Here is an 18,092-nt window from a genome sequence, read left to right as displayed (position 1 = left end):
GCACACCTCTTCGCGCCCCGGGCGTCATACCGTTGCGGCGTGATGGAACCTCCGCACCTGGACGCGATCCGGCAGTCGTACGACGCCGTCGCCGCCGACTACGCCCGGTCCGTCAAGGACCCGGCACCTGTTGCTCGTCACCCGGGTCGGCGACACCGGGCACCAGCGCCGGACGTACGGCTACGGGGGCGGCGAACCCGCCGCGTTCGACAGCTACCGGCTGCCCGCGGACCGGATCGCGGAGCTGCTGGAGCGGGCGGGGTTCGTCGTCACGGGGCGGACGTTGCAGGAACCCGAGGCGGGAGCGAAGCGGCCGGTCGCCGGCTTCCTGGCCCGGAAGCCGGAAGCCGGGAGCCGGGAGCCGGGGGCCGGGGCCCGGAAGCCGGGAGCCGGGAGCCGGGGGCCGGGGCCCGGAAGCCGGAAGCCCGCCGGGCGTAGCCCGCCAGGCGTAGTCCGGCCCGCCTCCTAAGCCGCCGCGCGCTCGGCCACCGGCCGCCTGCGCCGGGCGGCATCGGCCAGTGAGGGCGGGGTCCACACACCGTCCGGCGGATAGACGTCGGTGCCGGGCGCGACGATCGCGTCGATCCGGTCGAGCGTCTCGTCGTCCAGCGTGAGCGAGGCTCCCTTCAGCAGCCCCTCCAACTGCTCCATCGTGCGCGGGCCGATGATCACCGAGGTGACCGCCGGGTGGACCGGCGGGAAGGCGACCGCCAGCTCGGGCAGGGTGGCCCCGATGCTGTCGGCGACGGCGACGAGCTGCTCCACGACCTCCAGCTTGGCGGCGGTCAGCGGCGCCTCGGGGTCGAACCGGTGCGGTTGCAGCGCCGCCCGCCCGGTGGTCAGGTCGATGGTCCCGCCCTTGCGGTACCTGCCGGTCAGGAAGCCGGAGGCGAGCGGGCTCCAGGTCAGCACGCCCATGCCGTAGCGCCGGCAGACGGGCAGGACGGCCCGCTCGATGCCCCGGGCGAGGATCGAGTACGGCGGCTGCTCGGTCCGGAACCGGCCGAGGCCGCGCCGCTCGGCGACCACCTGCGACTCCACGATCTCCTCGGCCGGGAACGTCGAGCAGCCGAAGGCGCGGATCTTGCCCGCGCGCACGAGGTCGCTCAGCGCGGAGAGGGTCTCCTCGATGTCCGTGGTGTGGTCGGGGCGGTGGACCTGGTAGAGGTCGATCCAGTCGGTGCCCAGGCGGCGCAGGCTCTCCTCGACCTCCTGGACGATCCAACGCCGGGAGTTGCCGCCCCGGTTGGGGCCGTCGCCCATCGGGAAGTGGACCTTGGTGGCGAGGACGACATCGTCGCGCCGCCCCTTCAACGCCTTGCCGACGATCGTCTCGGACTCACCGGCGGAGTACATGTCCGCGGTGTCCACGAAGTTGATGCCCGCGTCGAGGGCGGCGTGAATGACGCGTACGGAGTCGTCGTGGTCGGGGTTGCCGACCGAGCCGAACATCATCGTGCCGAGACAGTACGCACTGACCTCGATGCCGGTGCCGCCGAGTGTGCGGTAGAGCATGGTCGAGCTCCCTGGTGGATGCGGGTGTGCCGGGGCCGGACCCGCCGCACTGTAGGACCTTGAGTGCGTTCCAGGGCAAGGCCTTCGGGAAGAACCCCGTTTCGCCCTGTCATGCTCCGGGCAACTCATGCGCGATGCCACCCCACCGTCCCGTGCCGACGAGCCAGGAGAGCCACCTGTGCGAAAGCAGCTGATATCAACACCCGCCGCACCCGCCATATCCATCTCACCCGCCTCATCGGTTCCGAGTGGTCCTCCCGGCAGGCGCCGGGCCGCCGCCCGCACCGCCGCCGTCCTCGCCGCCGCCGGTCTCCTCGTCCTGGGCACCGGCTCCGCCGCCCATGCCGATCCGCCGGGCAACCTGCCGCAGAACGCGGGCGGTTACGAGCAGACCTTCTCGCCCGCCTACGACTACGACGGCGACGGCTGCTACGCCACCCCCGCCATCGGCCCGGACGGCACCCTTGCTCCCGGCCTGAACACGACCGGCGCGATCAACGGCAGCTGCCGGGACCAGTGGGACCTGGACAACTCCCAGACGTACGCCCGCTCGAAGTGCAACAACGGCTGGTGCGGCATCGTCTACGCGAGCTACTTCGAGAAGGACCAGGCCGTCCACGGCAGCGGACTCGGCGGCCACCGGCACGACTTCGAGCATGTGATCTCCTGGGTCAACCAGGGCTCCAACCAGGTCGACTACGTCTCGACCACGCAGCACAGCACGGTCAAGACCTACCCGCGCTCGCAGGTGCGGTTCGACGGCTCGCACCCCAAGGCCGTCTACCACAAGGACGGTCCGAGCACGCACTTCTTCCGCCTCGCCAACGGCAACGACGAGCCGCCGGAGAACCACTACGGCGACTGGCGCTACCCGCCGATCGTCGACTGGAACGGCTTCCCCAGCACGGAGTTGCGCGACAAGCTCATGAACGCCGACTTCGGATCCGCGACCATCAAGGTCACCGACAAGGACGACCGCTTCCGCAACCTCCTCAACAACTCCAAGCCCGCCGGAATCCCCTTCGACCCCTGGGCCTGAGGGCCCCGACCACCGGTCAGAAATACTCCGCCGTCAGGTGGTCCAGGTGCTCTGCGTCGGCCGGCCGCACGGACGCGCGCGGCAGCCGGCGCAGAGCGGCGATGTCCTCGGCCTCGAACAGGCCGGTCGTCGCGAGTTCGCCCAGCGCGTTCAGCTCGGACTCCAGGCAGTCCGCGTCCTGCTCCAGGACGGCGGCCGAGGCGAGGAGCGAGGCCAGCGTCCGGACCTCGCGCCGGTCGAAGGCCCGCGCCAGGTCGCCGATCGTCCCGCACGCCCGCTCCCGGACCTGCGCCGAATCCGACACGAGGTCCCGGGTGAGGGAGAGCAACTGCTCGTCCCCGAAGGAGCGGGCGGGGCGGGCGGGGCGGACGGAGCGGGCCGGGTGCGCGGAGGCGGGCGCGGGCGCGCAGTCCCCTGCGGCTCCCGCGAACCCCTCCGGCCAGAACCCCGTCGGCTCCGGAGTCCCGTCCAGCGCCGCGTCGACCCGCCCCCGGATGTACGTGCCGGTCATCGGGCACTCTTCCCCGCCCGCCGCCCGCCGCCCGCCGCCCGCCGCCCCCACGTCCCCGCCCGGCGCTCCCGGCACCGGACCGTCCGCCCCGGCCAGGGCCTCGGCCGTCCTCCTGGCCACCGGCTTCGTCCTGGTCGCCCTCAACACCCGGGTGGCGTTCGGGCAGCTCGGGCCGCTCGCCCCGGTCGCCGACTTCGGGACCGGGGCGCTGACGGTCCTCGGTCTGCTGCCCCCGCTCTGCATGGGCCTCTTCGCCCCGCTCGCCGTGACCGTACGGCGTCGGCTCGGCGAGGAGCGCGGCCTGTTCTGGGCGAGCGTTCTGCTGCTCGCGGGAGCGGTCGTCCGGGTGCTCGGCCTGCCGGGCCTCTTCGCCGGAACGGTGCTCGTCAGCATCGCCACCGCCGTCGTCAACGTACTGGTCCCGGTGTTCGTGCGCAGCCGGTTCGCCCCGCGCCGGACCGGCGTCATGATGGGCGTCTACGCCCTGTCGATGGGCGCCGGATCCGCCGTCGTCGCCGCGCTGACGGTGCCCGTCTGGCAGGCGTCCGGCCACTCCTGGCGTACGGCCATGGCCCTGGCCGTCGTTCCGGCCGCGCTCGCCGCGGTGGGCATCGCGCCTCAACTGCGGTACGCGGGACGGGATGTGCGACCGGAACCGGTACGGGCCCGGGTACGCGTCCTCGGTGGCCGCGGGAAGGGCCTCGCCTGGAGCCTGGTCGGCTACTTCGGCCTCCAGACGCTGCTCTTCTACACCACCCTCGCCTGGCCCCCGCGATCCTCGTCGACGCCGGGGTGGCCGAGGCGACGGCCGGGACCATGCAGTCCCTGTTCATCCTCGGCATCGCGGCCGGCGGCTTCCTCACCCCGGTCCTGGCCGCCGCCCGAACCGACCAGCGCCCCCACCTGATCGCCGTCCTCCTCGTCTGCGGCCTCGGTTACGCCGGTCTCCTCGCCGCCCCCGCCGCGCTCCCCGCCCTCTGGGCGCTCCTCCTCGGGGCGGGCCTCGGCGGCGGGCAGGCGGTCGCTGGAGTCCTGTACGTGAAGCGGGGCCGGGACCAGGACCACGTCGCCGCGCTGTCCACGGCGGCCCAGACGGGCGGCTACCTGATCGCCGCCACCGGCCCGGCCGCCGCGTCCGTCCTGCACACCGCGACCGGCGCCTGGACCGCGCCGCTCCTCGCCTTCCTCGGCGTCCTGCTGCTCAGCACGGTGGCGAGCCTGCGGGCCGGGCACGGCTGAGCAGCCACCGGCCCGGCCGGCGACCCGAGCCGACCCGACCGCACCGGGCACAGGATGTCGGGTCCGGCACAGTGGGCCTTTCCTAGCGTGGAGATCAGCAAAGGGAAGGACGGCCAGGAGTGCTGGAGCGGCTGAATCAGGCCATGGAGCACATCGAGGACCATCTCGATGAGCCCGTCGAAGCGGCCGAGCTGGCCCGTATCGCCATGACGTCGGAGTACCACTTCCGGCGGATGTTCTCCGCGCTGGCGGGCATTCCGCTCTCCGAGTACGTCCGCCGCCGGCGGCTGACGCTCGCAGGGGCCGAAGTGCTCGCCGGGGAGCGGACGTTGCTCGATGTGGCGGTGCGGTACGGGTACAGCTCGGGCGAGGCGTTCGCGCGTGCCTTCCGCGCCGTGCACGGGGTCGGCCCCGGCGAGGCGCGGCGGACGGGTGCGGCGCTGCACTCCCAGCCCCGGATGTCCTTCCGTCTGATCGTCGAAGGGAGCAGCAGCATGCGGTACCGAGTGGTGGAAAAGGACAGGTTCCGGCTCGTGGGCCGGGGGACACGGATCCCGCTGGTCTACGAGGGGATGAACCCGGCCATCGTGGAGTTCGTCAAGAGCATCGGCAAGGAGACGCTGGGCCGCTGGGAGGAGCACGCGACCGGGGAGCCGGACGGTGTCGTGGCCGCCGTCAGCAACCATTCCGCCGAGGACGCGGAAGGCACCGAACTCGACTACTTCCACGGGGTGGTGAGCGAGACGGAGGTGCCGGGCGCCTCGGAGGTCCTGGACATCGGGCCGGGCCTGTGGGCGGTGTTCGAGTCCTCGGGCGAGTTTCCGCAGGCGGTCCAGTACCTCTGGCGGGACGTGTACACGCAGTGGTTCCCGTCGAACCCGTACCGGAGCCGGCCGGGCCCGTCGCTCTCGCGCACCCGGGTGTCCGAGGACGGTACGCACGCGGACGCGGAGGTGTGGATCCCGGTGGAGCGGTCCGGCGACTGAGCCCGGTCGGTCGCGGGCGGCCCGTCACCCCAGGGTGAGCTGGAAGCGGGCCGTCTCCCGGTAGCCGGGGTGCGGGGGGGTGACCTCCACCGTGACCGGGACACCCTTCCGGTCCGGCTTCAACCGGACCGGGACGGTGCGCTCCTCATCCTCGGGGAGGGGCGGCGCGAGGGCGGAGGCGGACTCGTCCCAGTTCAGCCAGTCCACGTAGCTGCCGGCGGCGTAGTCCTGGCCGGACTCGTCGGGCTCGACTTCGAGCGTGTCGGAGAACGACTTCTCGCCGAGGAGCAGTTCCTCGTCGGTGCCGTTCTTGAAGGTCACGGTGAGGCTGTAGGTGCCGTCGTCGTGCCGCTCGGGGAAGCTGACGGTGACCCACAGCCCGTCCTCGTACCGTGCCGTCGTACCGGGGCCGAGCGTTCGGTACGCGCTGCCCGAGGAGCCGGGCCGTTCCAGCTGCCCGTCGCCGTCGAGGCCCTTCTCGAACTCCGTGAAGGCATGCGCTCCGAGCGCGATCAGCGTGAAGAAGACGATCAGAGCGATCACGCAGCCGTAGAACCCCCGCGGGCTGGCGGCGGGTGACGTTTCTGCTGCGGTGGTCGCTTCTTCCGTGTCCATGCCCGTCACGGTAGGCAGCGGCCCGCGCGTGATCATGAGCGCCGGTACTCAGGGGCGGTGAGTAGGCACGAGGGCCCGCGCCCCGGTCCGGTGAGGACGGGTGCGCGGGCCCTGCGGTGTACGAGGGTGGGTCAGCGCTCGGCCGCGAACTCCACGAAGGCCGCCCAGGCGGGGGCGGTGATGAGGAGCGCGGGGCCGGTGGGAGTCTTGCTGTCGCGTACAGGGACGACGCCGGGGTAGCCGTCGGCGACCTCGATGCAATTGTTGATGCCGCCGTCGCTGAAGCTCGACTTGCGCCAGGTCGGGCGCGCAGGAAGTGCTGGCCGACCAGGCGGCCGGTGAGGTCGCCGTACGGTTCGCGCTGACGCAGGCCGTGCTGTCGCTGCGGGACGTGCTGCTCGTCGCGCACAGCCGGGGGCAGCGGCTTCCGGACGCCGATGACCGGTGACCGGCGCGGGCCCGTTCGTCGTCAGTCGGTACGGACCCGGGTCATGGCCTTCTCGGCCGGCGGGGCGTAGTACTCCGTGAACAGCTTGCCCACCAGCTCGCCCCGGCTGGAGACCCCGACCTTCTCGAACACCGCCTTGATGTGGTCCCGGACCGTGTGCGGGGAGAGGTGCAGCCGCGCGGCGATCTCGCCGGTGGGGAGGCCTCGGGCGATGTGCTGGGTGACCTCGGCCTCCCGGTCGGTGAGTTCGTACGCGTCCACGATCAGCGGGACGATCTCCGAGCTCTTCGCGGGCTCGATCACCACGGCGGACGCGCCGAGCCCGCCGTCGGCTTCCCGCAGGCAGGAGGCGTGGCAGACCAGCCAGCGGCCCGCACGGTTCCGTACCCGGGCACGCGCCCGGCCGCGGTCCTGTTCCTGGGCCACCGCGCGGGCCTTCATCGCGGTCGCCTGGATCCAGGCCGGTACGCGGATGCCCTGCGGCGAGGGCACTGCGGGGCCCTCGGGGAGGGTGTCCAGGTAGGTCAGGGCATCGTCGTTGACCGACAGCAGCGCGCCGTTCGGGTCGAAGAGGAGGAGCCCGGGGCCGTGCGGGGCGTCCGGCAGCGGCTGCGGTGCGGGCTCCGCGAAGGAGCGCAGGTGCTTGGCGAGCGGGGGCAGTACGGAGGCGATCAGCCGGGTCTCGGCGGCGTCGAAGGCCGCACGTCCCTCGGACCGGAACAGGCTGATGTGCCCCTGCGGGCGGCCCCCGGCGCGCAGGACCGCCCGCAGTTCGTCGTGGAATCCGCGCGGGCGCATGAAGGTCTCGTAGAGGGTGCTGCGTGCCGGCAGGTCACCGGTGGTCTGCCGGAGCCCGGCGACCGGTACGCGGGCCCGCGCCAGATCGCGGAACAGGTTGACGTTCTCGGTGAACAGTTCGGACTCCCAGTAGACGGCGCAGCCGCCCTCGTCCAGGTTCTCCGCGCGGATGGGCGCGGTCATCATGCCGGTCACCGGGTCGGTGACGCGCCACACCGCCGCGTCGTACGGCATGAGCCGCCGCAGATGGGCCGATGCCTCGGCGAACATGCCGAGCGCGTCGGTGGCCTTCGCGGACCGGGAGAGCAGTTCCGCCCGGCCGACCGACGTGGAGGAAAGCTTCGAACCGGTCATTCCACGAATGTGACAGGTCCGCCGTCCCACTCCAACCCCTCAAGTAGGGGATGGGAACGGCCCTTTCGGACGAGAACACTCCTCCTCATCCGCTGCCGCTGCCGCTGCTGCCGCCGTCGCTCGGCACGAGAGGAAGGACGTGATCGTGGCCGGACCATCCGAACACGCAGGCATCGCCGGGAGCGCCCTCGACGGGCTCGACGTCCGGCTCAAGGGCGACGTCTTCACCCCCGAGGACCCGGGGTACGAAGCAGAACTCGCGGGCTTCAACCGCATCGCGCAGCACCGGCCCGACGTGGTCGTCGCCCCTCTGTCGGCCGAGGACGTGTCCGTCGCGGTGTCCTTCGCCGTCCGGGAAGGGCTCCCCGTCGCCGTCCAGGCCACCGGCCACGGCATCGCGGCGCCCGCGCCCGGCGGGGTCCTCGTCGCCACCCGCCGGATGAACGCGGTCGCCGTCGACCCCCTGACCCGTACGGCATACGCGGAGGCCGGGGCTCAGTGGCACCAGGTGATCTCCGCCGCCGCGCCGCACGGGCTCGCTCCGCTCAACGGGTCGTCCCCGCTGGTCGGTGTCGTGGGCTACACGCTGGGCGGCGGACTCGGGCCGCTGGGGCGGCAGTTCGGGTTCGCCGCCGACCACGTGACCCGTATCGAAGTCGTCACCGCCGACGGGAGTATCCGGCAGGTCACCCGCGACCGGCACCCGGACCTCTTCTGGGCGTTGCGCGGCGGCAAGGGGAATTTCGGCATCGTCACCAAGCTCTGGTTCGGCCTGATGCCGGTGCGCCGGCTCTACGGCGGAGGGCTCTACTTCCCCGGCGAACAAGCGGGGCAGGTCCTGCACGCCTGGCGTCGTTGGACCGCGACCGTGCCCGAGGAGATGACCTCCTCGGTGTCGCTGCTGCGGTTGCCGGACGTGGCCGCCGACGTGCCGGAGTTCCTCCGGGGGACGTTCGCCGCGCATGTGCGGATCGCCTTCACCGGGACCGCCGAGGAGGGGGAGCGGCTCGTCCGGCCGCTCCGCGCGTGCGGTACTCCGTTGGCGGACTCGGTCGCCGAGATGCCGTACGCGGCGGTCGCCGACATCCACCAGGACCCGACGCATCCGATCCCGTACCACGAACGGAACTTCGTTCTGCGGGAGTTGGGGGACCGTGCCAGCGAGACGCTGCTGCGGGTCGCCGGGTCCGGTTCGGCCTGCGGCGATCTGATGGTCGAGGTGCGCCAGCTGGGCGGCGCGCTCTCCCGGCCGGCCGAGGTGCCCAACGCGGTCGGCGTCCGCGGAGGCGCGTACACGCTGTCCACGCTGTCGCCGCCCGGCTCGCCGGACGTGGTCCTGGGGCCGATGGAGCAGTGGAGCACGGGCCGCCGCTATCTGAACTTCCTCGCGGGGGCCGACACCGCCGGCTGGGCGGGGGAGTGCTTCGACCCGGAGACCCTGAGCCGGCTGGCACGGGTGAAGGCCGCCGTCGACCCCGACCACCTCTTCCGGCTCGACCACACCATCGCGCCCCGCCCTTGAACGGGTCGGCCAGCAACGCTTGGAGTCCATCGTGACCATGCACGAGGCCGCGTCGCCCGCGACCCCCGGCCGTGTCCCCGCCCCGAAGTCACCCTCGTACGGGCTGCGTTACGGGGCCCTGTTCGGCCCGGTCGTCTTCGGTGTCACCGCTGCCGGAGTCGCCCTGCCCGACGTGGCGTCCGCCCTCGACGCCTCGCCCACCGCCACCGGCTGGGTGCTGACCGCCCACGCCCTGGCCCTCGGCGTCGGCACGGCGCTGTTCGGCCGCCTCGCCGACACCCGGGGGGTGCGGGCCACACTGCTCCTCGGCTCCCTGGTGCTCGTGGCGGGCGCGGTCGTCTGCCTCGTCGCGCCCAGCCTCGGGGTCCTGGTGGCGGGGCGCTTCGTCCAGGCCGCCGGGTCCGGGGCCATGGCGGCCTGCGCCATGGCGCTCACCGCCTCCGTACCGCCGGACCGGCGTGCTCGTGCCTTTGCCGGATTCGGCGCGACGATGGCGGTCTTCTCGGCCGGCGCCACCCTGGCCGGCGGTGTGCTCACCGAGTGGACGACCTGGCGCGTCGCCCTGGTCCTGCCCGCGCTGTCCCTGCTCGCCGTGCCGCTGTGCCTGGCCGGAGCGCCCGCGCGGGCGCCCGCGCGGAACGACTCCGGCCGGTCCGGGGCCATGGACCTGCCGGGTGCCGTCCTGCTGACGCTCACCGCCATGTCGTTCCTCGTGCTGATCCAGTCCTCCGCGCTCGCGCTGAGCACCCCGCCGGTCACCGTCACCGCCGCCGTACTGCTCCTGTCGGCCGCCGGGCTCACCTGGCGTACCCGCGTCAGCGAGACCTCCTTCGTGCCGCGCGCGCTCGTCACCGACCGCGTCTTCCTCAGGGCCGCCGTCATCGGCATTGGTGTGTACGCCGGCCTGTTCGCCGCGCTGTACGCCGTGCCGCAGCTCCTCGTCCGCGACCACGGCTGGAGCGTTCTGTCGGTCGGCCTCCGGCTGCTGCCCGGGGCGGCGGTCGGTGCGGCGCTCTCCCGGGTGGCCGGCCGGCTCACCGCGGGCGACCACGGCAACCGGCTCCTGGGCGCGGTCTCCCTCGCCTTCGCCGTGGCCCTCGCCGGGGCGCTGACCGGTTCGGGAGCCCTGCTCCTCATCCTCGGAGCCTCGCTCGGCTTCTCCGCCTTCTCCGTCACCCAGGTCTGCACCACCGCCCTGATGTCGGAGCACATCGAACCGGCCCGGCGCGGCGGTGCGATGGGGCTGCTCAACCTCACGTTCTTCGTCGGCGGCGGCGTCGGCAGTGCCACCGCGGGCGCGCTGGCGAAGGCGATGCCGCTCTCCACCGCGCTGGGCGTGGTCGCGCTCTTCCCGCTGGCCGCCGCCCTGGTCGCCTTCGCGCCGGCCCGGCGGGCGGGCTCCCGGCCGCCCCGGGGCGGGTGACTCAGGCGGCGCGGCCGCCGGTGAGCGCTTCGCCCGCGTGGATGATCGAGCTGAGCATGGCGTGGGCGGCCTGGAGCTGTTCGATGGAGCTGCTCATGCGCTCGCGTTCGTGTTCGAGGTCCTGGGCCATCTCCTCGCAGGTCGGCGCCAGGATGGCTCCCTCGTCGGCCATGCAGGGCAGCACTTCCCGGATCAGGTCGGTGTTCAGCCCGGCCGCGAGCAGGATCCGGATCCGGCGTACGGCGGCCACATCGGGTTCGTCGAACTCGCGGTAGCCGCTGGCTCGCCGCTGCGGTCGCAGCAACCCCTGCTGCTCGTAGTACCGCAGGCTCCTCGTGCTGACGCCGGTGCGCTTCGACAGCTCGCCGATGAACATCTGACTCCCCGGCACAGAAGGTTGACTTTGACATCAATGTCAAGGTCTAGCTTAACGGCCATGGCAACCAACCACAGCACCCAGCAGCGTTCCACCATCGACCCGAAGGCCCTGGCCGGCAAGAAGGCGGTCGTCACCGGCGGCACCATCGGCATGGGCCGGTCCATCGTCCAGGCACTCACCGACCGCGGCGCCGAAGTGATGTACACCGGGCGCAGCGACCGGCGGCTCGCCGAGGCCCAGGCGGCGCTCGGCACCCCGCTGGCGCACCCGGTGCGCTCCGACGTCACGGACGCCGGGGACATCGACGCCCTCCGCGACCGGGCCGCCGGCCAACTCGGGGGCATCGACTACCTGTTCGTCAATCAGGGCATCGCCGAGTTCCAGACGCTCGAAGAGGTCACCGAGGAGTCGTGGGACCGCATCTTCGATGTGAACACCAAGGGGGCCTACTTCACCGTCCAGCGACTGGCGCCGCTGATGTCCGAGGGCGGCTCGATCGTGTTCACCACCGTTTCCAACGACCAGATCTTCCCCGGTCTCAGCGCCTACTCCGCGGCGAAGGAAGCCGTCTCCGCCTTCGCGAAGGTGCTCGCCGCCGAGCTGCTTCCGCGCGGGATCCGCGTCAACGCGATCGCCCCCGGATTCATCCTCACCCCGACGATGGGCGTCGCCGAACTGACCGACGAGCAGCGCGCCGAGTTCATCGAACAGGGCAACGCCTCCACGCCGATGGGCCGGGGAGGCACCGTGGAAGAGGTGACCGCCGCCGCGCTGTACCTGGCCGTCGAGGCCACCTTCACCACCGGCGTGGAACTGCCCGTGGACGGCGGGTTCGGCCAGGGCCTCGGCGTATGACGGTCGCGGGCCGGAAGGCGTGCGGCTCCCCGTACGCCCCGGTCCGCTGACAGACTGGGCCCATGCCGCCGTCCAGCCCCCGCCGCCTCTCCCTCCAGCAGATCGTCGAAGGGCAGCGCCGTGCCGCCTTCGTCGGGCGGGAGGCCGAACTCACTCTGTTCCGCGCCAACTTCACGCTGCCGCCCGAGGACCCCCGGCACCGGTTCGTCTTCCATGTGCGGGGCAACGCCGGGGTGGGCAAGACCTCGCTCGTACGGGAATGGCGTGAGCTGGCGGGGGAGTTCGGGGCGTTGACCGCGTCGGTCGACGAGAGCGCCGACTCCGTGCCCGACGTACTCGCCGCCATCGCCGCGCAGTTCGCCGAGCAGGGGTATCCGCTCAAGGCGCTGGACCGGCTGCTCGCCACCTACCGGCGGGCTCTCCACGACATGGCCGGTCGGCTCGCGGCGGACAACGAGGGCTCGGCCGGCGACCCTTCGCCCGGGGCGCTCGCCGCCGCGCAGGCCGGGCTGATCGCGGCCGGGGCGATACCGGTCGTCGGGGCGCTGGCCGGGGGCATCGACCCGGCGGTGCTGGCCCGGGGCGCGGGCGGGCTGCGGGCGGTGTTCGGCGGGCGGGCCCGGCAGCAGGAGGAGGCCCGGCTGCTGGCCGAACCGGTACGGGTCCTCACGCCGGTGTTCGTCGCGGAGATCGACCGGGTCGCGGACGCGGTGCCCTGGGTCGTCCTGTTCCTGGACACCTACGAGCGCACCGCGCCCCAGCTGGACCGGTGGCTGGCGGACCTGCTGACCCCCGGGCGGTACGGCGAACTGCCCGCCAACCTCGTCCTGACCCTGGCCGGTCAGCGCCGCCTCGACCCCGTGCACTGGGGCGACCGGGGCCGGCTGGTCGCCGACGTACCGCTCGGGCCGTTCACGGAGGAGGAGTCGCGCCAACTCCTGTACGGACGCGGGGTGGTGGCGGAGCCCGTGGTGCGGGAGGTGCTGCGGCTATCCGGCGGGCTGCCGGTCCTGGTGTCGACGCTCGCCGCCAACCCCGGAGCGGCCGGAGAGGCGAACGCCACCGCCGTCGAACGCTTCCTGGCCGGCGAGAGCGACCCGGTCCGCCGGGCGGCCGCGCTCGCCTGCGCGTTGCCCCGCCGGTTCGACGAGGACCTGGTGGCCGTGGCCGTACCGCACGGGTCGCACGCCGTGCCCGGGCTCTACGACTGGCTGCACGAACTGCCCTTCGTAGCCGAGCCGTACAGCGGGCGCTCCCGCTACCACGCCGTCGTCCGGGCCCCCATGCTCCGCCTGCAGCGCACCGGATCGCCGCGGCGGTGGAAGGCGGCGCACGACCGGCTGGCCGAGGCGTTCGCGGCCCGGCGGGACGCGGCGGGCGAGGGCATCGACCCGGAACGCCTCTGGGCCGAGCAGCAGTGGCGGCGGGCGGCCCTGGACGTGCTCTACCACCGGCTGTGCGCCCGCCCCCGCACCGCGCTGCCCGAGGCCCTGCGCGCCGGGATCGAGCTCTTCGCCCAGCGGCCGTCCCGGGCCCGGCACTGGGCCCGGACCCTGGTGGACGCGGGTGAGGACGCCGACGACGCCGTACTGCGGGAGTGGGGCCGGGACCTGCTCGCCGCCATAACCGACCACGCGCCCCGCCCCACCGCCGCCCTCGGACTCCTGCTGACCCGGGCCGAGCTGACCGACACGGACCGGGCGGCCGCCCTCGTGGTGCGGGCCTGGGACCGCTTCCGCGCCGGGGAGCTGGACGCCGCGCTGTCCGATCACGGGCGGGCCATCGCCGTGGACCCGCGCTGCGAACGCGCCCACCAGGGCCGGGCGGTGATCCTGCGGTCGCTCGGCCGCTACGAGGAAGCCCTCGCCGACCTGGACCGGGCGGAGGAGATCGCGCCCGCCTGGGCCTGGGCGGTGCGGGAGCGGGGCGAGACGTACCGGCGGATGGGCCGCCTGGAGGAGGCCCTGACCGTCCTGGACCGGGCGCACGCCCTGGACCCGTCCGACGCCGTGCCGCTCGCCGGCCGGGGCCTGGTCCGCCACGGGCTGGGCCGTCATGAGGACGCGCTCGACGACTTCGACCGGGCGATCGCCCTGTGGCCGGAGTACGCCTGGGCGCTGGTGCGGCGGGCCCGGGTCCGCACGGTCCTGGGCGACCCGGTGGGCGCCCTCGCCGACCTGGACCGGGCCGAGGAGCTGAACCCCGGGCGGGCCGGGACGGCGGGGGAGCGGGGCGAGGTGTACCGGTCGACGGGCCGGCACGAGGAGGCCGTCGCCTGCTACGGCCGGGCCCTCGCCCTGGACCCCGACTATGCCTGGGCGCACGGCAGCAGGGCCCTCGCCCTGGAGGCCCTGGGGCGGTTGCCGGAGGCCCGCGCGGACCTGGACCGGGCGCTGGAGCTGGACCCGGGGTACGGGTGGGCCCGGGCGCAGCGGGAGAGGCTGGGGGCGGGGGAGCCGTAAAGCCTGGGATCCCGGGGCCGGGTCGTAGGGTCGGGGCATGCGCGATGTGCGGGTGGTGCTGATCGGCGGGACCTCGAACACCGGGAAGTCGACCGTCGCCGAGGCGGTGGCGGATCGGCTCGGGTTCGAGCACCGCTCCACGGACGGTCTGGCCCGGCACCCGGGACGGCCCTGGCGGACGCCGGGGCACGAGGTTCCGCCGCATGTCACCGAGCACTACGGGACGTTGACCACCGACGAGCTCATCGCCTCCGTCCTCGCCCACTACGAACGGCTCTGGCCGCGTATCGAGGAGCTGATCACCGACCGCGCGCAGGCCGGGTCGCCGGGCCTGGTCCTGGAGGGCTCGGCGCTGTGGCCCGAGCGGGTCGCCCGGCTGACGGTGCCCCGTACGGCCGCTGTGTGGCTGACCGCCGACGACACGGCCGTACGCGGTCGGGTGCGGGCGGCGGGGCGGTACGGGGAGGCGACGGAGGGGGAGCGGCTGCTCATGGACCGGTTCCTGGCCCGTACCGAGCGCTACCAGACGCTGATGGTGGACGCCGTCGACGCGCTCGGCCTGGACCGGGTCGACACCGGCGGCGGACGGACGGTGGCGGAGGCGGCCGACGCCGTGCTGGCGGCAGTCGAGGGCCAGTCACGCCCGGCGCGTGGAGGTGGTACCGGGGACAGAGCCTTCGTCACGGATGAGGAGACACACGATCTGGGCGCCCCCATCACGCGTGCGGACGTGCGCAGGATCATGGCCGAGGGGCCCCGGGGCGGGGAGCAGTCCTAGGGGCCGTCCGCCCCACCGCCCAAAAACGACCTGCGGGACGTCCGTCGACATACCCGTACGTACCCTGGTCGCCCCCTCTACCGCCCGTTCCCGTTCGATTACAGTGCTTGGGCGGTCGCCCGCAGAGGCCCGCGCGCAGGCGAGCACGTGGTGCGGGAGCGGTGACGGGAAGGGGGCGGGGTGAGCACAGGGACCGCGGCGGTCTGGGGCCGGGCCGAGCAGCAGGACTTCCGCAGCCGGGTCCGCGGGGCCCTGCTCGGCGGGGCCGTGGGGGACGCGCTCGGGGCCGGGGTCAGCGGGCTCGTGCTGGAGGAGATCCGCGCCGCCCACGGGGTCGAAGGGGTCACCGACTACGTCCCCGCGCACGGCAGACGCGGCGCGGTCACCGCCCTCACCCAGCTCACCCTGTTCACCGTCGACGGTCTGATCCGCGCCCAGGTCCGCCGCGACACCGGCGCATGGCACCCGCCCACCGATGTGCACCGGGCCCATCTGCGCTGGGCCGCCACCCAGCACCACTGGGGGCCCGACGAACGGCGCGAGGACAACGGCTGGCTGGCCGCCGAGGAGTGGCTCTACGCCCGCCGCGACCCTGCCCGCGCATGCCTGGGCGGCTTCGGCGACACCGTCATGGGCACCCTGGACCGGCCGAAGAACCCCGCCGCCCGGGACGCGGGCGCGCTCACCCGGTCCGCCCCGTTCGGGCTGCTCGTGGGCTGGGAGCCGGGGCTAGTGCTCCAGCTCGCCGTCGAGTGCGCGGCCCAGTCCCACGGCCACCCCGCCGCCCAGCTGTCCGCCGGAGCCTTCGCCGTACTGGTGCACGGGCTTGCGCGCGGCGAAAGCCTGGACGGCGCCGTGCAGAACACCCTGGCCCTCCTCGCCGAACGCCCCGGCCACGAGCCGGTGACCGACGTCCTGCGCCAGGCTCTCGGCTCCGTGCGGCAGGGCATCCCCGGCCCGGCACTGATCGAAGCGCTGGGGGCGAGCGACGCCGCCGAGGAGGTCCTCGCCGTCGCCGTGTACTGCGCGCTGGTCAGCGAGGACATCCGGCACGGGCTGCGGCTCGCGGTGAACCACAGCGGTCCCTCCCGTGCCACCGGGTCCGTCTGCGGGGCGCTGCTCGGGGCCCTGCACGGGGAGACCGCGCTGCCGCCGGCCTGGCTCGCGGAGCTGGAGGGGCGGGCCACCCTCCTCGAACTGGCCGACGACTTCGCGATGGAGATGACCCAGGGCCCCGCCCTGCACAGCCCGGCCGCCGTCGCCCCGGGCTGGCTGGCCCGCTACCCGCGCGGCTGAGGGGCCGGGACCGCCCGCTACCCGCGCGGCTGAGGGGCGGGGGCCGGGCCGCCGTCCTGCGCGGGGATGCTCGCGGCCGACCCCGTACCGTCCCCGTGACCCCCGCCCCCGTCACCCTCGTTGATCCTGGCCAGGACCGCGTCGCGCTCCGGGGTGTCCTCCGGCTTCACGAAGCCGATCAGGACGTACAGCACGAGCGAGACGGCCAGCGGTACGGACACCTGGTATTGAAGCGGCACCCCGCCCTCGACCGCCCAGTTGACCGGGTAGTTGACCAGCCAGAACGCGAGCAGGCCCGACCCCCAGCTGACCAGTGCGGCCGTCGGGCCGGACTTCCGGAACGGGCGCAGCAGGCCCAGCATGAACGGGATCGCGATCGGGCCCATCAGCCCGGCGACCCACTTGATCACGACGGTGATGATGTCCTTGAACGTGGGCGAGTTGACCTGCGTCGCGATCGCCATCGACAGCGCGAGGAAGGCGACCGTGGTCCAGCGGGCCGCGATCAGCCCGGCGCGCTCGCTCCAGCCGCGCGCCGCCTTCGAGAGGGTCGGGGCGATGTCCCGGGTGAAGACGGCCGCGATGGCGTTGGCGTCCGAGGAGCACATGGCCATCGTGTGGGAGAAGAAGCCGACGATGACCAGCCCCAACAGGCCGTGCGGCAGCAGCTGTTCGGTCATCAGGGCGTAGCTGTCGGAGGCGTCCGGCTTCTGCGCGTCGACCAGCAGCGGCGCGCACCACATCGGGAAGAACAGCACCAGCGGCCAGACGAACCACAGCACCGCCGAGAGCCGCGCCGAACGGGTCGCGGAGGCAGCCGAGTCGGTCGCCATGTACCGCTGGGCCTGGTTCCACATACCGCCGTTGTACTCGAAGGTCTTGATGAACAGGAACGCCAGCAGGAACGTCACCGTGTACGGTCCGGCGGTCGGGTCCGCGTGCCCTTCGGGGAGCTTGTCCCAGACCGTCCACAGGGTGGGGAAGCCGTCGAGCTTGCTCATCACGGCGAAGAGCATTGCCAGACCGGCGAACAACTGGATGATGAACTGGCCCAGTTCGGTGAGGGCGTCCGCCCACAGGCCGCCGACCGTGCAGTAGATCCCGGTGACGACCCCGGTGATCAGGATGCCTTGCGAGATGGACAGGCCGGTGAACACGGACAACAGGGTGGCGATGGCGGCCCACTTGGCGCCGACGTCCACGATCTTCAGCAGCAGCCCCGACCAGGCGAGGGCCTGCTGCGTCTTAATGTTGTAGCGGTTCTTGAGGTACTCCAGCGGCGAGGCGACATGGAGCCGCGAGCGCAGCCGGTTCAACCGGGGTGCGAAGAGCTTCGCGCCGATGAAGATGCCGATGGCGATCGGCAGCGACCAGGTCACGAAGGACGTGACCCCGTACTGGTACGCGATGCCGGCGTACCCGGTGAACATCACCGCGCTGTAGCCGGACATGTGGTGCGAGATGCCCGACAGCCACCACGGCATCTTGCCGCCGGCCGTGAAGAAGTCGCTGACGTTGTCCACGCGTTTGTGCGACCAGAGTCCGATCGCGACCATCACGCCGAAGTAGCCGATGAGCACAGCCCAGTCGAGACTGTTCATGTCCCCCTCCAGGGGTCCGCCTTGTGAACGGGAACGCACTTCGTCGGTACGGCCGCTCAGCGGTGCCCCCGTGCGGGAGCGGGGACTTCGGGGATTGAACCCCCGATGCGGGGCCTCGGTCAAGGCTGTCGGCGGTCATGGATATGAACACCAATCATCAAGACGAACGATTTTACTTGGTCTTGACCTTGTGGGGCGTTGTCGTGAACGTGACCGCGGCCACACGATGGGCGGGCACTTCGTCAGGCTGTGCAGAGAAGTTCGGAGACGT

General features: G+C 72.9%; 18 protein-coding genes and 1 pseudogene. 12 read left to right on the top strand and 7 right to left on the bottom strand.

Going from position 1 to position 18,092, the window contains the following annotated elements:
• Positions 1–130 precede the first annotated feature (130 nt).
• Complete coding sequence (locus tag ACFWM7_RS12225; RefSeq protein WP_383258794.1) at positions 131–469, top strand: hypothetical protein; 339 nt, start codon at positions 131–133, stop codon at positions 467–469.
• Here the strand turns inward: ACFWM7_RS12225 and ACFWM7_RS12220 are convergent.
• A complete protein-coding gene (locus ACFWM7_RS12220; protein ID WP_383258793.1) occupies positions 466–1,515 on the bottom strand; it encodes an aldo/keto reductase in 1,050 nt (349 codons plus the stop codon). The two genes, ACFWM7_RS12225 and ACFWM7_RS12220, sit on opposite strands and share 4 nt — an antisense overlap.
• A gap of 223 nt (positions 1,516–1,738) precedes the next feature.
• On the opposite strand from ACFWM7_RS12220, the gene ACFWM7_RS12215 reads away from it, so the two are divergent.
• A complete protein-coding gene (locus ACFWM7_RS12215; RefSeq protein WP_383258800.1) occupies positions 1,739–2,554 on the top strand; it encodes an NPP1 family protein in 816 nt (271 codons plus the stop codon).
• 16 nt (positions 2,555–2,570) lie between these two features.
• Here ACFWM7_RS12215 and ACFWM7_RS12210 read toward each other — a convergent pair whose 3' ends face one another.
• Positions 2,571–3,065 (bottom strand): hypothetical protein, encoded by a 495-nt coding sequence (locus ACFWM7_RS12210; RefSeq protein ID WP_383258789.1) that lies wholly within the window; start codon positions 3,063–3,065, stop codon positions 2,571–2,573.
• On the opposite strand from ACFWM7_RS12210, the gene ACFWM7_RS12205 reads away from it, so the two are divergent.
• The 3 genes from ACFWM7_RS12205 (at position 3,049) to ACFWM7_RS12195 (ending at position 5,290) form a co-directional block, all read left to right on the top strand.
• Positions 3,049–3,972 (top strand): MFS transporter, encoded by a 924-nt coding sequence (locus ACFWM7_RS12205; protein WP_383258785.1) that lies wholly within the window; start codon positions 3,049–3,051, stop codon positions 3,970–3,972. The genes ACFWM7_RS12210 and ACFWM7_RS12205 overlap by 17 nt on opposite strands.
• A complete protein-coding gene (locus ACFWM7_RS12200) occupies positions 3,882–4,304 on the top strand; it encodes a hypothetical protein (RefSeq protein ID WP_383258784.1) in 423 nt (140 codons plus the stop codon). Before ACFWM7_RS12205 ends, ACFWM7_RS12200 begins: the two co-directional genes overlap by 91 nt.
• 119 nt (positions 4,305–4,423) lie before the next feature.
• Positions 4,424–5,290: an effector binding domain-containing protein gene (locus tag ACFWM7_RS12195; protein WP_383258782.1), complete on the top strand. Its 867-nt coding sequence runs from the start codon at positions 4,424–4,426 to the stop codon at positions 5,288–5,290.
• Between the two features lie 24 nt (positions 5,291–5,314).
• Here the strand turns inward: ACFWM7_RS12195 and ACFWM7_RS12190 are convergent, their stop codons facing one another.
• Positions 5,315–5,905 carry a hypothetical protein gene (locus ACFWM7_RS12190; RefSeq protein WP_383258780.1) on the bottom strand — a complete coding sequence of 197 codons (591 nt, stop codon included), beginning with the start codon at positions 5,903–5,905 and terminating at the stop codon, positions 5,315–5,317.
• 131 nt (positions 5,906–6,036) lie between these two features.
• Positions 6,037–6,207: pseudogene (locus ACFWM7_RS12185) on the bottom strand (DUF397 domain-containing protein); the annotation flags it as partial.
• A 14-nt stretch (positions 6,208–6,221) separates the two neighbouring features.
• Here ACFWM7_RS12185 and ACFWM7_RS12180 point away from each other — a divergent pair.
• A complete protein-coding gene (locus tag ACFWM7_RS12180) occupies positions 6,222–6,353 on the top strand; it encodes a hypothetical protein (RefSeq protein WP_383258777.1) in 132 nt (43 codons plus the stop codon).
• Positions 6,354–6,374: 21 nt separating this feature from the next.
• Here ACFWM7_RS12180 and ACFWM7_RS12175 read toward each other — a convergent pair whose 3' ends face one another.
• Positions 6,375–7,505 (bottom strand): LuxR C-terminal-related transcriptional regulator, encoded by a 1,131-nt coding sequence (locus ACFWM7_RS12175; protein WP_383258774.1) that lies wholly within the window; start codon positions 7,503–7,505, stop codon positions 6,375–6,377.
• 145 nt (positions 7,506–7,650) lie between these two features.
• Between ACFWM7_RS12175 and ACFWM7_RS12170 the strand changes: the two genes are divergently transcribed.
• Both ACFWM7_RS12170 and ACFWM7_RS12165 read left to right on the top strand, forming a co-directional pair.
• Entirely contained in the window at positions 7,651–9,027 is a 1,377-nt protein-coding gene (locus ACFWM7_RS12170; RefSeq protein WP_383258771.1) for an FAD-binding oxidoreductase, read from the top strand.
• Positions 9,028–9,058: 31 nt separating this feature from the next.
• A complete protein-coding gene (locus ACFWM7_RS12165) occupies positions 9,059–10,450 on the top strand; it encodes an MFS transporter (protein ID WP_383258768.1) in 1,392 nt (463 codons plus the stop codon).
• Between the two features lies 1 nt (position 10,451).
• On the opposite strand, the gene ACFWM7_RS12160 is transcribed toward ACFWM7_RS12165, so the two are convergent.
• On the bottom strand, positions 10,452–10,826 hold the full coding sequence (locus tag ACFWM7_RS12160; RefSeq protein WP_383258766.1) for a MerR family transcriptional regulator: 375 nt from the start codon (positions 10,824–10,826) through the stop codon (positions 10,452–10,454).
• Between the two features lie 60 nt (positions 10,827–10,886).
• On the opposite strand from ACFWM7_RS12160, the gene ACFWM7_RS12155 reads away from it, so the two are divergent.
• From ACFWM7_RS12155 to ACFWM7_RS12140, 4 genes are all read left to right on the top strand, one after another.
• A complete protein-coding gene (locus ACFWM7_RS12155; protein ID WP_383258763.1) occupies positions 10,887–11,684 on the top strand; it encodes an SDR family NAD(P)-dependent oxidoreductase in 798 nt (265 codons plus the stop codon).
• Between the two features lie 62 nt (positions 11,685–11,746).
• Positions 11,747–14,146 (top strand): tetratricopeptide repeat protein, encoded by a 2,400-nt coding sequence (locus ACFWM7_RS12150; RefSeq protein ID WP_383258760.1) that lies wholly within the window; start codon positions 11,747–11,749, stop codon positions 14,144–14,146.
• 37 nt (positions 14,147–14,183) lie between these two features.
• Positions 14,184–14,924 (top strand): hypothetical protein, encoded by a 741-nt coding sequence (locus tag ACFWM7_RS12145; protein ID WP_383258757.1) that lies wholly within the window; start codon positions 14,184–14,186, stop codon positions 14,922–14,924.
• A gap of 180 nt (positions 14,925–15,104) precedes the next feature.
• The gene (locus tag ACFWM7_RS12140) at positions 15,105–16,220 is read left to right on the top strand and encodes an ADP-ribosylglycohydrolase family protein (protein WP_383258754.1); all 1,116 of its coding nucleotides are present in this window, start codon (positions 15,105–15,107) and stop codon (positions 16,218–16,220) included.
• A gap of 17 nt (positions 16,221–16,237) precedes the next feature.
• Here ACFWM7_RS12140 and ACFWM7_RS12135 read toward each other — a convergent pair whose 3' ends face one another.
• Positions 16,238–17,821 (bottom strand): sodium:solute symporter family protein, encoded by a 1,584-nt coding sequence (locus tag ACFWM7_RS12135; RefSeq protein WP_383258751.1) that lies wholly within the window; start codon positions 17,819–17,821, stop codon positions 16,238–16,240.
• Positions 17,822–18,092: the final 271 nt, after the last annotated feature.

Source organism: Streptomyces sp. NPDC058375 (assembly GCF_042723425.1).
GTDB lineage: Bacteria > Actinomycetota > Actinomycetes > Streptomycetales > Streptomycetaceae > Streptomyces > Streptomyces durocortorensis.
The sequence above is the reverse complement of the archived record's forward strand: the minus strand, read 5'-3'. Positions and strand labels throughout refer to the sequence as shown.

Bases quoted from the DNA above. Each gene is read 5' to 3' on its own strand.
- ACFWM7_RS12155 (WP_383258763.1), top strand. From the start codon at position 10,887: ATGGCAACCAACCACAGCACCCAGCAGCGTTCCACCATCGACCCGAAG.
- ACFWM7_RS12150 (WP_383258760.1), top strand. From the start codon at position 11,747: ATGCCGCCGTCCAGCCCCCGCCGCCTCTCCCTCCAGCAGATCGTCGAA.
- ACFWM7_RS12145 (WP_383258757.1), top strand. From the start codon at position 14,184: ATGCGCGATGTGCGGGTGGTGCTGATCGGCGGGACCTCGAACACCGGG.
- ACFWM7_RS12160 (WP_383258766.1), bottom strand. From the start codon at position 10,826: ATGTTCATCGGCGAGCTGTCGAAGCGCACCGGCGTCAGCACGAGGAGC.
- ACFWM7_RS12210 (WP_383258789.1), bottom strand. From the start codon at position 3,065: ATGACCGGCACGTACATCCGGGGGCGGGTCGACGCGGCGCTGGACGGG.
- ACFWM7_RS12135 (WP_383258751.1), bottom strand. From the start codon at position 17,821: ATGAACAGTCTCGACTGGGCTGTGCTCATCGGCTACTTCGGCGTGATG.
- ACFWM7_RS12220 (WP_383258793.1), bottom strand. From the start codon at position 1,515: ATGCTCTACCGCACACTCGGCGGCACCGGCATCGAGGTCAGTGCGTAC.
- ACFWM7_RS12205 (WP_383258785.1), top strand. From the start codon at position 3,049: ATGTACGTGCCGGTCATCGGGCACTCTTCCCCGCCCGCCGCCCGCCGC.
- ACFWM7_RS12190 (WP_383258780.1), bottom strand. From the start codon at position 5,905: ATGGACACGGAAGAAGCGACCACCGCAGCAGAAACGTCACCCGCCGCC.
- ACFWM7_RS12175 (WP_383258774.1), bottom strand. From the start codon at position 7,505: ATGACCGGTTCGAAGCTTTCCTCCACGTCGGTCGGCCGGGCGGAACTG.
- ACFWM7_RS12200 (WP_383258784.1), top strand. From the start codon at position 3,882: ATGCAGTCCCTGTTCATCCTCGGCATCGCGGCCGGCGGCTTCCTCACC.